Genomic DNA, 14,360 nt, shown 5'->3' with positions numbered 1-14,360 from the left:
CAGATCGATAACGCGCCTTTCGTACCCGCGGCCTTCGGCCTGCGCGTTCCAAGTGCTGGCTTGGATATTGATTGCTCGGTTGTATGGCGTGATGGGCGCCGTCTGGCCGTGAAGTTTCTGAACTGACCGCCAATGTCTTTGTCGACGCGCGTTCCTACCCTGAACTCGGGCTGTATTGAGTTACAGGGATGCTGATCCAGACGTGACGTCAAACTGGTGCCGATTTGGGCGGACGTCGTCATTTCCGGCTTGGTGCCGGCTGCATGCGGACTTTTTAGTTCGCGCCTCTAATGCCAATACCAACAATGTAGCCGCGCGCCGCAGGATTAAGGCGGCCATGGGCCGTCGACCCTGAAGCGCTTGGACCGGGGAGGGGTGATCTCGATCCCTCCCATCGTCGCCTTTAGCGACCGCCCCGAAAATTCGCGCATCCACAAATGAAAATATGGGGTATCTGAGGTTGCATTGTATAGTAACGCACCTAACGAGAAGGCCATGCCGCGCGAAAGCGCGGCGAGATCAGTGCTCCGTAGTCGAAGAATAGATCCTTCATGAACCCGCTAGCAACGCGCGCCGCTTTTCTTTGGTCGTCGACAAGTAAATCAGTTGCGCATGCCGATTAGTCGCAAGCATGGGACGGCCGCCTCATCAATGATAGCCATATCGCCGACAGCATCATCGCCTGCGCGAGAAAAGGGCAGACATCGATCGGCGGTTTGACGGAGGCGGGAGAAGCCGCGCTCGCACGCCGAGCCATTTCAGACAGGAAGCAGGCCTGATCTTCTCTACCGGGCCGCGTGATCCGCAGGCTGAGACGCGGCGGCTTCCTTGTCGGCGCGCGGTAGCCAGCGCCGTACGCCAGTACGTTGATCACAAGAAGAACGGCGTTCTGGATGATGAGCGAGTTCTTCGGCTCAATTATCCCGTCGGCGATCCATGCGAGAGACGCGGCGATAAAGAGAGCGAACCCGCACACGGTGATGCGCGCGTTCCAGTTCGCCGCCACCATGGCGGCAGCGATAATCGTCTTGGCGGCTGCCAGTGTCCTTAATACTTCAAGGCTCATGCTTTCCTGCTCAAAACAAGGGCCGCCTTCCGGGCGGCCCTCCACTTCAATCCTGCCAACGGACTAGGCGGCTTTCCGGTTCACGCTGCGCAGCGCCATCGTATTGAGCTTCTCGTCCGTCGCCTTCTCCTCATCGAGATTCTGCTGCAGGACGGAGGCGCAATCATCGCGGCCGAGCATCTTGGCCCATGCGATCAGTGTGCCGTACCGGGTGATTTCATAGTGTTCGACGGCCTGGGCCGCCGCAATCAGAGCCGCATCCAGCACCTGCTTGTCGTCGACGTCGCCCGCGACGTCACTCGCTTCCTTGAGGATGCCGTCGATCGCGGGGCAATCGACGCCCTTCGCCGCGACGCCATGCATTTCGAAGACTTTCTCGAGCCGGGTGATCTGGCCATTGGTTTCGGAGAGATGCGTTTGGAAGCCGTTCTTGAGGCCGGGATCGCTTGCCTTCTCGATCATGTCCGGAAGGTTCTTCGCGATCTGCTGCTCGGCGTAATAGATATCCTGCAGCGTATGCACGAAGAGGTCGTTCAGCGTTTTAATGTCCCTGGTGAAAAAGCCCATTGTGTCCTCCTGGGTGGCGTCTGCACTGCAAACAGCCGGCACGGGATAGCGTTCCTAAGGACTCACAGCGCGATGATTTCCTGGGCGCGGATGACGATCTTATGCTGCGCGAGCTCCGACTCCAGTCGCTCGCGAAGACCGCGCCAGTAGTCCGGGAGGAGAAGCTCCGTCGTGACCTCAACGACGGCGATATTGTCGCGCTCGGTGCCGCGGCCGCTTCGCTACAGACCTTCGCCGGGCGCTCGGATGAAGCTCGTTGCGCCGCCGAACTTGTCGGTCAGCTCTCTCAGAAGCCCGTCGAACCAATCCTTCGGGATCTTTTCTCCCTTGCCCGTCTCCTTCGGTAGCAGGATCTGCACAAGATAGGACTCGCTCATGGCAGAAGGCCCGTGCGGGTGCCGCCCGGCCAGCTGCCGAGAAGCGTTTCCGTCGTCACGCATTCCACCTGCTGCCCGAACCTGTTCGCGTAGATGGTCATCATGGAGTCGTGGGTCTCGTCGGCGGAGCTGCAGATCGCGTCGGTCATGAGGACGACTCGAAAGCCCCAATCGACCGCGCCCAGCACGGTCGCCAACACGCAGACGTCGGTCTCGCCGCCCGTGACGATCACGGTGTCGACGCCGGCGGCGCGCAGTTGCGCGTGCAGGTCGCTGCCGATCCACGGCGAGTAGACGTACTTGTCAAAAGTGCGGGCAGGTGGAACGAAGCGGGCGAGATTCGGTACAAGATCGATCATGTCGGAACCGATCTCGTCGATGGTCATCGAGCTCCAGCGCTCATAGTAGCGGCGCCACATGCCGACGCCGTGGCCGGGAGCGCTCGCCGGAATGAAGCGGGTGAAGACCGTGCGCGCCGGGTGCGCGGCCGTTATCGCCACGACGTTCGGCAGGACGCGGGGCAGCCACGGCATCTTCCAATCCGTGTCTTCGGCGAACATGCGCTGCATATCGACGCAGAGGTGGATCGCCTCGGCGCCCACGGGCCCGTACCTGAGCTCGTCCTTTTTTGACATCGCTCCCATCCTCGAAAGCCAGCCCCAACGGACCTGCTAGGGCTTGGTTCCTCGCTTGTGCGAGTGGCACTTGCGGTCGCGGAGCTTGCAGCCGAGGACGGCACCGGCGAGGGCGGCGCCGACCACGTTGGAGCCGACGATGACCCAAACTCCCTTAATGGCGCCGTAGACGATCCAGAGCGTCAGGCCGAGCGTGAGTGCCGTGAGCATGCCGAGAGAGAGGTCGTCCGTGGATCCGCGTGGCCGAGCCTTCCGGACCTGCGGCACGTAGGACAGGGAGGCGAGAAAGGCGGCAAGTGCGCCGACGTAGGGGGCAAGGGTCGACAAGCCGGTAGCTACTTGGGCTCGATCTTGAGCTTAGGATCGGTAGGAAGGACTTTCGCTCCGACATCGGCCGCGGCCTGCTCGGTGCTCACACCGGAGTTGACGTGGACGGAGCCGGAATTCTTCCCGCCGATCAGCGGGTAACTGAGGAAAACGGTCGCGAGCACCAGCGCTCGACTAGATGCGAGCCATTGCGATTTCCGCTTCTTCCCGATTGTACCCGTTTTCCAAATCTTGGCCTGGTCGATTGGTTCCATGACAGGCAGATGAACCTGGAACCTGCTCCGACGTTATGATGGCAAAGGCAATTCAAACGAGGCGTCCGCGACTACGCGGACGCCGTCACGGATCGAGGTGATGGCGCTGGTCACTGTCAAACCTACCAAGCCTGACGTGCTCATTGCACGGACCGTGGCGAGTAAGACCAACCATTGCGCGGAGAGGGTCTCGCGCGGCCTGACGTGGGGCGCCGACGAAAAGATCCTCCTGGCTTTGGCCGTCGCCGGTTGGGTCGTGACGAGGGGCAGATCGGAGCAGCTGCAGCGCGCGGGCAACCACGCTCTCCTGGTCACAGTCGCAGCCTCCCTGGCGCCTCACGGTATGAAATCGGTTTTCGACCAGACCCGCCCGGATCGCACGACGGTGCTCGGTCATCTGCACGGGGTCTCGTTTTCCGGCAAGCGCGAGGACGCATTTCCGTCCGGCCACGCGCTCCACATGGGCGCACTGGCATCCGCTGCGGGCACATTGCCGCCTCTGCTGCGGCGACTAATCCGTACCTTGGCGGTCGGCCTTTCCCTGACGCGGGTCATAGTGCTGGCGCACTGGGCGAGCGACGTGATCGCGGGCTTCGCGCTCGGAGTCATCATGGAGCGGTTACTGCGTCTCTGGACCGGCTATCCGATGTCGCCACCGAAGGAGGATGACAATGCCAATCCTTGAGGACGTGAAGGAATACGTGCAGCGCGCGACCGGTCTGCGCCGACCCGGAAAGAAGGAGGCGCCTGACCTGGCGCGGCCAAGAAAGCCTCAGACGGCTCGTTTCAAGGACGACGGTCTCATCCCGAACCATCCGCGCTGGCCTCTCGTCATCTACCGGCGCGCTGTCGATCTCGGCGACGGGCATGATCCGGCGGCCGTCATGGAGGATCTGTTCGAGGCCAACGGCTGGGGCGAAACCTGGCGGGACGGCATCTACGACTACGTCCACTACCACTCTCGCATACACGAGGTGCTCGGCATCGCGCGCGGCAAGGGGCGGGTGCGCTTCGGCGGCAATAAGGGACGGATCTTTATGCTGAAGGTGGGCGACGTCGCGATCTTGCCGGCAGGCACGGGACATCAGTGCCTCTCTGCGGAGAAGGACTTCCTCGTCGTCGGCGCCTATCCGCCCCTCGGCACCTACGACGAGTGCACGGAGGTCGAGGACCGTCCGAAAGCTCTGAAGACGATCCCGAAGGTGCCTGTCCCGCGCAAGGACCCGGTGTACGGCGGGGAGGGGGCGCTTTCCAAGCTATGGAAGAAACCAAAATGAGCGAGTACGTCGTCCGCTTCCTAATAGGTGGCGCCGTCGTGTCCGTCTTCGCGATGCTCGGAGACATGCTGAGGCCGAAGAGCTTCGCCGGCCTGTTCGGAGCCGCGCCCTCGGTCGCGCTCGCCACCCTCGGCATCGCGATCTATCAGCACGGCGAATCCTACGCGGCCGTACAGACCCGTTCGATGATGGCCGGTGCCATCGCGCTCGGCATCTATAGCGTCGTCGTCTGCCAGCTGTTGATCCGGGCGCGCATGCGTGCGCTGCCGGCCTCGCTGCTGTCGATCGTCGTGTGGCTCGCAGCGGCATTCGGCCTGTGGGCGGCCGCGGGAGGTCAGACATGAGCACGCCGATCGAACTATCGTCTTCCTCGCTGCGGGAGGGCCGCTGGTACGAATACGTGGTGCGCTTCGTGCTCGGTGGCGCGGCGACGGTCTTCGCCGGCCTGGTCAGCAGCCGCTTCGGCGCGTCAATCGGCGGGCTATTCCTCGCGCTGCCAGCGATCTTTTGCGCCAGCGCCACCCTCATCGAGAAGCACGAGATCCGCCGCATGCGCGAGGCCGGACTCGAGGGAAGGCGGCGAGGGCAACAGGCCGCAGCGCTCGACGCCGCCGGCGCGGCGCTCGGTGCGCTCGGGATGCTGGTTTTCGCCGGAGTGTTCTGGCTACTAGTCGAACGAAGCGTCGGCGGCGCATTTGCGGGCGCCTCGCTGGCGTGGCTGGCGGTGTCGGTCGTGGCCTGGTTCGTGCGACGCAAGGCGAGGTCATCCCGGAGTTGGCCCGCGCATGAGAAGAGCCGGCCCGTGATACGGCGGGGGCGGCTCGTCTGAGTTCGGTCAGCGTCCCGCCGTCATCTCTCTTACCGCCTCGACAATCTGCTCCGGATGGTAGGGCTTCTGCAGCATGAGGCTGTTCGATACCGGTCGGGGCGTCACGGGAGAGAAGCCCGTTGCATAGATCACCGGCAACTCCGGATGATGTTGACGGCAGTGTTCGGCGATCTGCCAGCCGTYGATCTTTCCGGGTAGCCTCACATAGGTGACCAGAACGTCGGCCGCCGTCCGGTTGCACCACGCAAGCGCTTCTTCGCCGTCGCAGGCGTGGATGACGTCATAGCCTGCCTCGCGTAACGCTTCGACGATGAATTCTCGGATCGGAGGGTCGTCTTCGACGAAAAGGATGCGCACGCGGGGACTCCGATTCACTTTAGGAGTCTTGAACCGGCGAAGCTTTAGGCAGTTCCTGCCTACGACTCGGCGCGTGCGGCGCCGACCGTGTCCGCCATCTTCGCGCCGCGCGCGCCGAGCGGTTTCGACGCGCCTGTCGTGGTGTCGCGTGCTGTCTGATGCTCCATCTCGGCGTTGAGTTCGCCGCCGAGCAGGATCACGATGGCGGAGATCCAGAGCCACGTCATAAAGCCGATGACGGCGCCAAGCGAGCCGTAGGTCTGGTTGAAGGTGCCGAAGTTGGCGGCGTACCAGGAGAACAGCGCGGACGCCGCGAGCCAAAGCACGGTCGCGACCGTACTGCCCCAGGTGATCCACCGCCACCGCGGGGCCTCGCGGCTGGGCCCGAAGCGGTAGATACAGGCCAGTCCCAGCGCGACCGCGAAGAACAAGGCCGGCCAGACTGCGATCCGGATTAGAAGCTCGATGGCGTGGGACAGCCAGAGGTGCTGCAGGACGACGGGTACCGCGACGACGGCGGCCAAGGCGAGCAGGATGAAGCCGATGGCGGCGAGGGTGAAGGCGAGAGAGATGGCATTCAGCTTGAGGAAGCCGCGCTTCTCCTGCTCCCCGTAGACGATGTTCAGGGTGTCGAAGAGAGACTTCATGGCGGCGTTCGCGCTCCAGAGCGAGATCGCCAGTCCGATCGCGAAGGTGAAACCGAGCGTCCGGTCGCCTTTGGTGGCGACGCGGGTGAGCTGCTCGCGCGCCACGTCGATCGCGCCGCCCGGGACGAGGCCGCCGAGCTCGTCGAGATGCTTGGCGATGCTGCCGGGGTCCGAGAAAATGCCGTAGATGGACACCAGCGCCGCGAGCGCGGGGAAGATCGCGAGAATACTGAAGTAGGTCATCCCGGCGGCAAGCGCGAGGATGCGGTGGTTGCCGATGTTGCCGTAGACCCGCCAGAGGATGTCCTTCCAACCCCGCGCTGGAATGTCCGACGGCGACGTCGCGTGCCGGCCGCGGTCTCCGCCTTCGGTGACGAGGCTGGCGGGGGATGCGTGCCGGCTCTGGTCCTCCTTCGGCTCCAGGCCGCCGCCTTCCTTCGGCTGCGCGGGCGCCATGCGGTCCCATACGAACGCTACGGCGAGCAGCCCTAGCGCCGTGGCGATGCTCCAGCCGTCGGCGCTGGCGTGTTTCCTGGGTCGGTTCTGGAGGTCCATTCTCTTCTCCGCGACCACTAACAGCCGTGGCGAAGAAGCAGTTCCTGCAGGCGGTAGGAACCGCGCTCCCCTGTCCAAGGTTGATGCGCATGACCGGAAGAACACTCTACGAAAGCGCCAACGGCGACATCTGGCGGCTCGTCCGTGATCCGAATGCCGGAGGCCCGGTCGTCGAGCATCAGCCGAACGCAAACTCAGGGGGACGGACGTCTCTGATCGAGATCGGGCATTTCCTCCGTGCAGAGGGCAACGGACCGCAGCACCAAGCTTTGCTCGCGTTGATCGGCACGCTGATCGAGGGCTGACGTCCACCTGGGAGGGCGCATGTTCTTGTTCTTCTCCAACCGGCTGGGCTGTCTCGGTTCGCTCGTGGTTTCAGCCATCGTCACCGTCGCGCTACTTTTCCTGTTCGGAGCGCTAAGATTTTAAGGCCAGGCCGCTAAACTAAATGGGGCGAGGGCGTGCTGTTGAAGAGAAGCCGCGTTGGCGCGCTCGGTTAGGCTTCTCCCGACCCGGTGAAGATCTAGGTCGGTGGGATGCGCGGCACCGGCAGGGGGCGCTCGGCGCGCTGCGAGGCCTGGCCCGCGCGGCCCCCTTTCGCATCGTAACTCTCGGCGAGCTTCAGCAGGCGTCGCCTGGTAAAGGGGTCCGCTCTGTCTGCGAGGTCGCGCACGCGCTGTGCCAAACCTTTATAGAATTCCTGCTCCATATCACGCGCTTGGCGCTGGCGCTTTTCGGGCAATTCGGCACCGGCGCGAGGCCGCCGTCAAGGCTCGATTATAGTTTCGCATCATATGCTGATTCTCCTTGAGACAGGCAGCCCCGCGGGGCTAACCTTTGATCGAGCGATCGTGCCGCCGAGCCGGACAAAAGCGCCAGAAGCAGCACGGTCCATGCCGCCGAGACGTGGCTGAGCAGCACCATTCCAAGAACGGCCTGAGTGAACATCACGCAGACCTCCGCCACGCGGCGGCCCAAGGCCGCCGCAGCCGCATTGTGGCGCCGCCCGGGCGGGGCGGATCGTGGTCCTCGCCGTCGAGGCGCCGCAGCGCCGAGAGGATCTCGGCGAGCCTGATGGCGTGTCCCCTGTCGGGGATCTCGCGCAGCGCGGGACAGGATTCGACGGCGTACATGTCGGACGCCCAGGACGACAGGATGACGCGTTTTTCCGAAGCCGAGAGGGTCTCGTTGTTCAGCACGTCGTCCGGAGACGCAGAGTGCGCGGCGGGATGGAAGAGGGGATTGAGATCGCCGGAATTCGTTCTGACATTGGTCATCGTCGGCCTCCCTTCACTCCTTTCAATGGGGCAGGTGTGATGGACGGCGGCGCGAACCCTCCGTCGCCCTACAAGAAGCGCAGGACGGCTGTCCGAGACCCGCCGGCCGGCGCACGAGCCGGACCCTTGAAGGCGTCTGGCACCGCTCTCGCGGCGAAAAATGAATTAGAAAAACGACAAGAGGTTTCAAGAGGACCGTCGGAAATTTTTTTTCGGGCCAACGTGATTTGGTCAACCCGGTGGCACAAGAATTCGCACGCTGCACCACTGCCATCTTGACAGCGGTTTCGCGCCGAATATTTTTGCGACGGGGAATTCGTTTTCCCGTTTCTCGCAGCTGAAAAGGACAAGAAGACCGTCAGGAGTGGCGACGATGCTCGATGAAGATTTTGCCCGTAGCCGTGCGCACCGCAACAACATCCACCGCTATCGCAGCCTGCTGAAGACCCGTCTCTCGGACCTCGAACGCCAGTTCATCGAACGGCGCCTCTCCGAGGAGACCGCATCGCTCGAGGCGCTGACTTCCGAAACCTTCCCCACCGCATTTGTCCTGCCTGAAAGGCCGAGCGCGGGGGTGGCGTCATGACCGATGTCAGGGACCTGCTGATCCGCGGCAGCGAGAAGGTGATCGACCACTATCGACTGCTGCTGGCGAGCGCGAAGACAGAGCGGGAGCGCCAGCTCTACCTGAGCCGGATCGAGCGCGAGGAACGGCTTCTCGACCAGCTCCAGGGTGGGTTGCCGAACAGGGTGGCGGCGTGACTCCGGACGGCGAGGATGGATTTGCGGGGTTCGACGTCGTGCTGAAGCGTCGCGGGCGGAGCCGATGGAAGTGGGCGGTCTGCACCGCCGCGGGCGAAGTCGTCATGTCCGGCTCGGAGTCCAGTCGCGCGGGCGCTAGGTACAAGGCCGAGCGCGCTCTCTTTCTCCTACTTTGCGCAAGCGCGTCGCGGGCGGCGTCCGGAGGAGAGTGGCGGGCAACGGGCTAGGAACCTTGGTTGTCGTCAGGCGGTTGTCGCGCTCTCGACCCGCGGAGATCGAATCCGATGCCCGACTATCCGAAGCCGCCTTACCCCAGTCAGAAGCAGCCGATGCCCGGGTTGACCGCTAAGATGGACCCACGCCCCGATCACGGCGAGGCCAGCTACAAAGGGGCGGGCCGCCTGAACGGCAAGCGGGCCATCATCACCGGTGGCGACAGCGGAATAGGGCGAGCTGTCGCCATCGCCTTTGCCCGCGAGGGCTCCGACGTCCTGATCGCCTATCTCGATGAGCACGACGACGCCAAGGAAGTTGCGGCCCTCGTCGAGGCGGAGGGACGCAAGGCCGTTCTAGTCGAAGGCGATCTAAGGTCTGCGGAGCATTGCAGGAAGGTCGTCGATCGGGCGGTCCGGGATCTCGGCGGCGTCGACATTCTCGTCAACAATGCCGCGCATCAAGCGACCTTCAAGGATCTCGGCGACATCAGCGACGAGGAATGGCGAATGACGTTCGACGTGAACATCCACGCCATGTTCTTCCTCGCGAAGGCCGCCGTGCCGCACATGGAGCCGGGTAGCGCGATCATCAATACGGCTTCCGTGAACTCGGACATGCCGAACCCCACGCTCCTGGCCTATGCGACAACCAAGGGCGCTATCGAGAACTTCACAGGCGGGTTGGCCCAGATGCTGGCGGAGAAGGGCGTCCGTGTGAACGCGGTGGCGCCCGGGCCGATCTGGACTCCGCTGATCCCATCGACCATGCCGGAGGATACCGTGAAGAATTTCGGCAAGCAGGTGCCGATGAAGCGGGCCGGGCAGCCGGCCGAGCTGGCGACGGCCTATGTGATGCTTGCCGATCCGCTATCGAGCTACACCTCCGGCACCACGGTCGCGGTGACCGGAGGGAAGCCCTTCATCTGATGCCGGGCCTGCAGCATCCAGTCACGCCGGATGGGCGCTATTTCGTCGTTCGCGATAGGCTCTGGCGGATGAGCGATCCCGACCTTGCTGTCCAAGACAAGGAGCGGCTGGTGAAACAGCTGATGGATGCGCGGCGAGCCGTGAAGGACGCCAGGGCGGCTATAGATCTAGACGCAGAGACCGTCGCCCATCGCCTCGTCGACGAAGCTAAGCGCCGGCTGGGAGAGCGGGGACCGGTGTGGTGGAAGGATGGCGCGCCCGACTTCAACCGACACGCGGTCAAGAACACGCCTCATGCCGACTGGTACGCGGGGCTCAGGCGGCGGCCTTCAGGGCATCGAGACGCTTGCGGAGAAATGCCATCACCATGACCTCGTCGGAGGTGAGCTTGGCGTACTGGCGCTTGAACTTCTGCGCGATCTTGGCTTCGATCATCTTCACGAGGTCGCCGGACATGTAGGCGTCCAGCACCTCGGGATGCACGTAGCAGTTGCGGCAGATGGCCGGCGTGTCGCCGAGTTGCTTCGAGACGCTCTCGATCGCGGCGACGACGTTGCGCTTTGCCTCGACCTGGCTGTCGTACTTCTTGAACTCGGACAGCGCCAGCGCCGCCAGCACGGTCCCGGCCCAGGTGCGGAAATCCTTGGCGCTGAAGTCCTCGCCCGTGACGTCTTTGATGCAAGCGTTGAGGTCGCCGGACCTCAGCGAACAGCAGCGGACTTTGGTGCGCCTAATCGTCAACGACGGGAAGAAGCTGAAGAAGCGGCCGAGCTCGCCGGATATCACCCAAAGTCGGTTTATAAGACAATGCGACTGCCAGCGGTCGCGGCTGCGATCTCGGAATCGATACAGCTTGACCTTGCAGTCGTAGGTGCCTTGCTTGCTTATCGAGTTGCGAAGTCGCTCCTCCAAGACACAAGCATTAGCGCCCGTGTCCGAGCCGATCTGTCGATCAAAGTTCTAGATCGGGCAGGGCACATCGCTCCAACTCGCAAGGACCCGTCGTCCCAGCAGAAACCTCTCTGAGATGTCGCGGGATGAGCTCGCGGCTTTCATCGAGCGCAATCAAGCGGAAATCGACAAAGTGGAGGGTGAGCTCGCGTCACGGGCAAAGGACATTTCGTATTTGGGGTGATGCTCGAGACCCTCCGGTTTGAGCGCCAGCCATTTGGTCCAATTTTCTACAGTTGCGCCTCCAAGGCTGCCTTATCGATAATCGATCGAACACGTACGATCTTGTTGTTGTCGAACTGGTAGAAGACGTTCTCGTGGAATGAAACGCGCCTGCCATTCACTGGCAAGCCGAGAAAGACGCCCGTTGGAGAGCAATCGAACCGTAGCCGGCTTCCCAGATAGGGATACTCGCTAATCATCATTTCCACGTTGAAGCGAAGGTCGGGAATTGCCGCGTAATCCTGTTCGAGCATTTTTCGATAACCCGCCAGGCCGAGGGGATTGCTATTGTGGGTGATGTCGTCTGCGACGAACGTGCCCAAGCGCGACCAAGCTTGCTCATTCAGGCAGTCGATATAGTCGCGATAAATATGCTTTAGGTCCATTACTGAACAACCTTTGGCATCACCACGTCGACTTGCCTAAGCCCAAAGCTAAGCGCCGGGTTTTGCGCTGCGAGATTCTAACCGCTCAGCCAAAGCCTGATCTGCCGCCAGTCTCGCACGCCGGTCGTCATGCAGTTCGTCCAGCTTTTTCAAATAAGCGACTGCCGCTATTTGCAAGAGATCGAAATCATATTCGCCGGTATCGCGAAGACTGGTGATGTAACGAAAGAGGGCGGAACGCCTGTTATCTTCCTCGCTGACACCGCTATGGAGCAGCAAGTAGTTCCGCCAAGCGAATGCACATGCGCCTTCGAGTGCCTGAGAAGTCATGGGCACCTCCCAATGGTCAGTGAAAGACTGATAAGCCGTTTCGTTCCCTGAATTTCTCAGATGTAGTGCTGTTCCGTAGGTGCGCCGCAAGGTATCGGGCGCCAACGCGGTGATCAACCTTACATCGGCGTCGGCGGTTCTCGGTGCCGGACGTCTTGCTCAACAACACAGCCGACTATTTCGACGGACCCAGTGTCGCACAGGGATCGACAGGCACATGGGGCGGCGTCCGTTACGTTGTTCGATTCTGCGACGGCGGTCATTATCGCAAGCTGTGGGACGGGACGACCTGGTGGCGAGTGCCCCGATTGTAAGTTCTATCGCGTTGCAGCGGGATGCGCCCCTGGTCCGAGGCGGTCCGAAAACCGGCGGAAATTGCCTAGGCTGTCGTGAACCCAATTAGCCCGCGCGGAGGTAAAGCCGTGTCCGTTCAGTCTTCAGGATCGGACACGACTAGTTCGCCCTAACTAGTCGGATAAGGGCCAACAGGGGAAACAGCGCGGCTTGACCGTTCACTGAACAAGCACGTTCTCATGGCGTCTGGCGCGGCCGAGCCTGGAATGGCTCAGCAACAAGATAGCGGAAAAGCCGCCGCCGGTTTGGAACGGCGACGGTTCTTCTTTACGCGATCAGACGGCCGCGGCCACCCGCCGCGTCTCATGAAGGAAACGGTTAGCGGGTGCTGCGACGCCATCAATTGGATGACGCTCCTGTTTGCGCAATTCATCGACTAGACGTACGAGGTAGGGCGGCAGAGGCGAGGTTTCTCGAGATAAGTTCTGTTGCAATCTGTCACCCACCTCGTCACAGATCGACCGGGCAGTCTTATGGTCGATGTGGTCCGATATTCGATTGGTCGGTTCCATATCGCGACCTTTCGATTAGGCCCCACGTTTAGCTTAAGTTGCAGGGATGCGAAAATGTTTCGCCCACTTTCAAAGAATACCGATGGTTCCATTTAATGGAACGAAGACACCGTGCGCGGACCGATTGCCATCGTCAGCGCTGATTCCAGCACCCGCCGAGTTACTTAAACTCTTGGGGCGAACGCTTGGAAGAAGTCCGATGACGTTGAGTGGAATGCCAACCCCTCACGATAATCGTGCTGCTCGGGCTCGAAATTCAGGCCGAAGCGCAGGCCGTGCGCCGAAGTGTTGCGATTGACTTGGCTCGGTGAGACCGTCGCTCGCCGTCAACTAAACGGCGCACGTCGCGGATAGCCAAAGGTCCACAACGACCCGCTGTTCTCCAAGCGGTCGCGCAGATAGCCAACAGTGGCGGTCTCCAGTTCCATTGATTGGGCAGCCGTGCTCGCACGCGGAAAGCTGCGAGAGGGGTAGGCGCTAGTTCTGAATATTGGCGCCTCTTTATCGAAGGAGACTTCGCTGTGCCCACTCAGAAGGACATAGACCACAACCACGGTCGAGCAATTATGCGAGTGATTGGCCAGCAACTGCGCGCGTCGCTGAAGCCTGAAGGAACAACCGGAGAGTCTTAGAGGCCAAATCGAACGGCTTCGGAAATTGGAGGAGCGGTCACCAGCAATTGTTCCCGCTGACGAGGATGGGCAACAAGGCGGCTGAGGTCGGCTCTGTTTTCAAGTCATCCCAATTGCGATGAAAAGAGTGACCTCGGTCGGGGCGTCCGACAGCTCGGCTCAGCCAGAGGTCCGCGATGGGTCACGAGTGGCGGTCGGGGACAGCGCCAGCCGTGTCCGGTCCACCTCAAACGGCCGACCTTGCAGCCTCAGGTATAGTCTTCGCTCCGGGCCGACGTTGTAGGCAATCAGGTTGAGGAGGAAACCGGCGGCGACGCGAGTTGGGCCTCGATGTTTGGTCTTTGCTCGCCTCGTGTTAGACTTCGCCTGCCCGACCAGGGAGAACAGCCATGACCGCCGAGTTCGATGAAGACCGCTTCAATATGGCTATCCGTAAATTTCTGAAGCATGTCGGAGTTACATCGCAGCGTGAAATTGAGAACCTGGTGCGTAGCGGGGCGGTGAAAGGTGGCAAGCTCAAACTGCAAATGACCCTGTCCGCTGAGGGGACGCCGCTGAAACATGTAGTCGAGGAAACAATCGCACTCTGACGATTTCCCGGCTGCCCCGGCATTGCCGCCCTCTCGGTGGAGCATTCAATCCTGTTGATTTCCAGCAACGACTGCTTTGGGTCACAGGCAGGCTTTATCGCAGGCGTCACTCACGGTCCGGTTTAGCGAAGATAGCCGACGTGATGAGGGGATAGAGCTTTCCTGTCATTCGGCCTGCAATATTGACCCCCTAAGCCGGGGGATCGGCGTCCAAAATTGACCCCCTATAGGTTGGTCTGTTGCGCTGCCTGCTTTGGAATGAAGCAGGTGGTCGAGGATGCTGATCGTGGAGACGATTGCGCGGATTCGGC

Annotated in this window: 22 protein-coding genes; 9 read left to right on the top strand and 13 right to left on the bottom strand. The window is 61.9% G+C overall.

Annotated features, from left to right (window positions below; all coding sequences use genetic code 11):
• Nucleotides 1-619: 619 nt before the first annotated feature.
• The 6 genes from AB4Z51_RS14295 to AB4Z51_RS14270 form a co-directional block, all read right to left on the bottom strand.
• A complete protein-coding gene (locus tag AB4Z51_RS14295; protein ID WP_135216815.1) occupies nt 620-1,066 on the bottom strand; it encodes a hypothetical protein in 447 nt (148 codons plus the stop codon).
• Nucleotides 1,067-1,129: 63 nt separating this feature from the next.
• A complete protein-coding gene (locus AB4Z51_RS14290) occupies nt 1,130-1,633 on the bottom strand; it encodes a YciE/YciF ferroxidase family protein (protein WP_135216816.1) in 504 nt (167 codons plus the stop codon).
• A 221-nt stretch (nt 1,634-1,854) separates the two neighbouring features.
• Entirely contained in the window at nt 1,855-2,010 is a 156-nt protein-coding gene (locus tag AB4Z51_RS14285) for a hypothetical protein (RefSeq protein ID WP_244623430.1), read from the bottom strand.
• Entirely contained in the window at nt 2,007-2,645 is a 639-nt protein-coding gene (locus tag AB4Z51_RS14280) for a cysteine hydrolase family protein (RefSeq protein WP_135216817.1), read from the bottom strand. The genes AB4Z51_RS14285 and AB4Z51_RS14280 overlap by 4 nt, the downstream gene beginning before the upstream one ends.
• 36 nt (nt 2,646-2,681) lie before the next feature.
• Nucleotides 2,682-2,972: a SemiSWEET family sugar transporter gene (locus tag AB4Z51_RS14275; protein WP_135216818.1), complete on the bottom strand. Its 291-nt coding sequence runs from the start codon at nt 2,970-2,972 to the stop codon at nt 2,682-2,684.
• Nucleotides 2,973-2,980: 8 nt separating this feature from the next.
• A complete protein-coding gene (locus AB4Z51_RS14270; protein WP_135216819.1) occupies nt 2,981-3,226 on the bottom strand; it encodes a hypothetical protein in 246 nt (81 codons plus the stop codon).
• 100 nt (nt 3,227-3,326) lie between these two features.
• Here AB4Z51_RS14270 and AB4Z51_RS14265 point away from each other — a divergent pair, with 100 nt between their 5' ends.
• From AB4Z51_RS14265 to AB4Z51_RS14250, 4 genes are read left to right on the top strand one after another with little or no spacing between them, the layout of a single operon-like run.
• Complete coding sequence (locus AB4Z51_RS14265; RefSeq protein ID WP_135216820.1) at nt 3,327-3,911, top strand: phosphatase PAP2 family protein; 585 nt, start codon at nt 3,327-3,329, stop codon at nt 3,909-3,911.
• Nucleotides 3,898-4,503: a cupin domain-containing protein gene (locus AB4Z51_RS14260; RefSeq protein WP_135216821.1), complete on the top strand. Its 606-nt coding sequence runs from the start codon at nt 3,898-3,900 to the stop codon at nt 4,501-4,503. Before AB4Z51_RS14265 ends, AB4Z51_RS14260 begins: the two co-directional genes overlap by 14 nt.
• Nucleotides 4,500-4,847, top strand: a complete 348-nt coding sequence (locus AB4Z51_RS14255) for a DUF3147 family protein (RefSeq protein WP_135216822.1) — start codon at nt 4,500-4,502, stop codon at nt 4,845-4,847. Before AB4Z51_RS14260 ends, AB4Z51_RS14255 begins: the two co-directional genes overlap by 4 nt.
• On the top strand, nt 4,844-5,332 hold the full coding sequence (locus AB4Z51_RS14250; RefSeq protein ID WP_441497584.1) for a DUF3147 family protein: 489 nt from the start codon (nt 4,844-4,846) through the stop codon (nt 5,330-5,332). Before AB4Z51_RS14255 ends, AB4Z51_RS14250 begins: the two co-directional genes overlap by 4 nt.
• A 6-nt stretch (nt 5,333-5,338) precedes the next feature.
• Here the strand turns inward: AB4Z51_RS14250 and AB4Z51_RS14245 are convergent, their stop codons facing one another.
• Together AB4Z51_RS14245 and AB4Z51_RS14240 are read right to left on the bottom strand one after the other, a co-directional pair.
• Entirely contained in the window at nt 5,339-5,689 is a 351-nt protein-coding gene (locus AB4Z51_RS14245; protein ID WP_441497583.1) for a response regulator, read from the bottom strand.
• A 59-nt stretch (nt 5,690-5,748) separates the two neighbouring features.
• Nucleotides 5,749-6,891, bottom strand: coding sequence for a YihY/virulence factor BrkB family protein (locus AB4Z51_RS14240; protein WP_135216824.1), 1,143 nt, complete (start codon nt 6,889-6,891; stop codon nt 5,749-5,751).
• 26 nt (nt 6,892-6,917) lie between these two features.
• Between AB4Z51_RS14240 and AB4Z51_RS14235 the strand changes: the two genes are divergently transcribed.
• Nucleotides 6,918-7,196 (top strand): hypothetical protein, encoded by a 279-nt coding sequence (locus tag AB4Z51_RS14235; protein ID WP_244623433.1) that lies wholly within the window; start codon nt 6,918-6,920, stop codon nt 7,194-7,196.
• 218 nt (nt 7,197-7,414) lie between these two features.
• Here the strand turns inward: AB4Z51_RS14235 and AB4Z51_RS14230 are convergent, their stop codons facing one another.
• Together AB4Z51_RS14230 and AB4Z51_RS14225 are read right to left on the bottom strand one after the other, a co-directional pair.
• Nucleotides 7,415-7,600, bottom strand: a complete 186-nt coding sequence (locus AB4Z51_RS14230) for a hypothetical protein (RefSeq protein WP_441497582.1) — start codon at nt 7,598-7,600, stop codon at nt 7,415-7,417.
• Nucleotides 7,601-7,838: 238 nt separating this feature from the next.
• Nucleotides 7,839-8,168: a hypothetical protein gene (locus AB4Z51_RS14225; protein ID WP_135216826.1), complete on the bottom strand. Its 330-nt coding sequence runs from the start codon at nt 8,166-8,168 to the stop codon at nt 7,839-7,841.
• Between the two features lie 373 nt (nt 8,169-8,541).
• Between AB4Z51_RS14225 and AB4Z51_RS14220 the strand changes: the two genes are divergently transcribed.
• The 3 genes from AB4Z51_RS14220 (at nt 8,542) to AB4Z51_RS14210 (ending at nt 10,072) form a co-directional block, all read left to right on the top strand.
• Nucleotides 8,542-8,754, top strand: coding sequence for a hypothetical protein (locus AB4Z51_RS14220; RefSeq protein ID WP_135216827.1), 213 nt, complete (start codon nt 8,542-8,544; stop codon nt 8,752-8,754).
• Complete coding sequence (locus AB4Z51_RS14215; RefSeq protein WP_028153950.1) at nt 8,751-8,930, top strand: hypothetical protein; 180 nt, start codon at nt 8,751-8,753, stop codon at nt 8,928-8,930. The genes AB4Z51_RS14220 and AB4Z51_RS14215 overlap by 4 nt, the downstream gene beginning before the upstream one ends.
• A 284-nt stretch (nt 8,931-9,214) precedes the next feature.
• Nucleotides 9,215-10,072: an SDR family oxidoreductase gene (locus tag AB4Z51_RS14210; RefSeq protein ID WP_135216828.1), complete on the top strand. Its 858-nt coding sequence runs from the start codon at nt 9,215-9,217 to the stop codon at nt 10,070-10,072.
• Nucleotides 10,073-10,387: 315 nt separating this feature from the next.
• On the opposite strand, the gene AB4Z51_RS14205 is transcribed toward AB4Z51_RS14210, so the two are convergent.
• The 3 genes from AB4Z51_RS14205 to AB4Z51_RS14195 all read right to left on the bottom strand — a co-directional run bounded on the left by AB4Z51_RS14205 (nt 10,388) and on the right by AB4Z51_RS14195 (nt 11,961).
• Nucleotides 10,388-10,858, bottom strand: a complete 471-nt coding sequence (locus AB4Z51_RS14205; protein ID WP_441497581.1) for a hypothetical protein — start codon at nt 10,856-10,858, stop codon at nt 10,388-10,390.
• 395 nt (nt 10,859-11,253) lie between these two features.
• Entirely contained in the window at nt 11,254-11,631 is a 378-nt protein-coding gene (locus tag AB4Z51_RS14200) for an ester cyclase (RefSeq protein ID WP_135216830.1), read from the bottom strand.
• A 48-nt stretch (nt 11,632-11,679) separates the two neighbouring features.
• Nucleotides 11,680-11,961 (bottom strand): hypothetical protein, encoded by a 282-nt coding sequence (locus AB4Z51_RS14195; protein ID WP_135216831.1) that lies wholly within the window; start codon nt 11,959-11,961, stop codon nt 11,680-11,682.
• A gap of 1,887 nt (nt 11,962-13,848) precedes the next feature.
• On the opposite strand from AB4Z51_RS14195, the gene AB4Z51_RS14190 reads away from it, so the two are divergent.
• The gene (locus tag AB4Z51_RS14190; protein WP_135216833.1) at nt 13,849-14,049 is read left to right on the top strand and encodes a DUF6494 family protein; all 201 of its coding nucleotides are present in this window, start codon (nt 13,849-13,851) and stop codon (nt 14,047-14,049) included.
• Nucleotides 14,050-14,360: the final 311 nt, after the last annotated feature.

Source organism: Bradyrhizobium sp. 2TAF36, assembly GCF_052114925.1.
GTDB lineage: Bacteria > Pseudomonadota > Alphaproteobacteria > Rhizobiales > Xanthobacteraceae > Bradyrhizobium > Bradyrhizobium barranii.
This window is presented reverse-complemented; position numbering and strand designations above follow the sequence as displayed.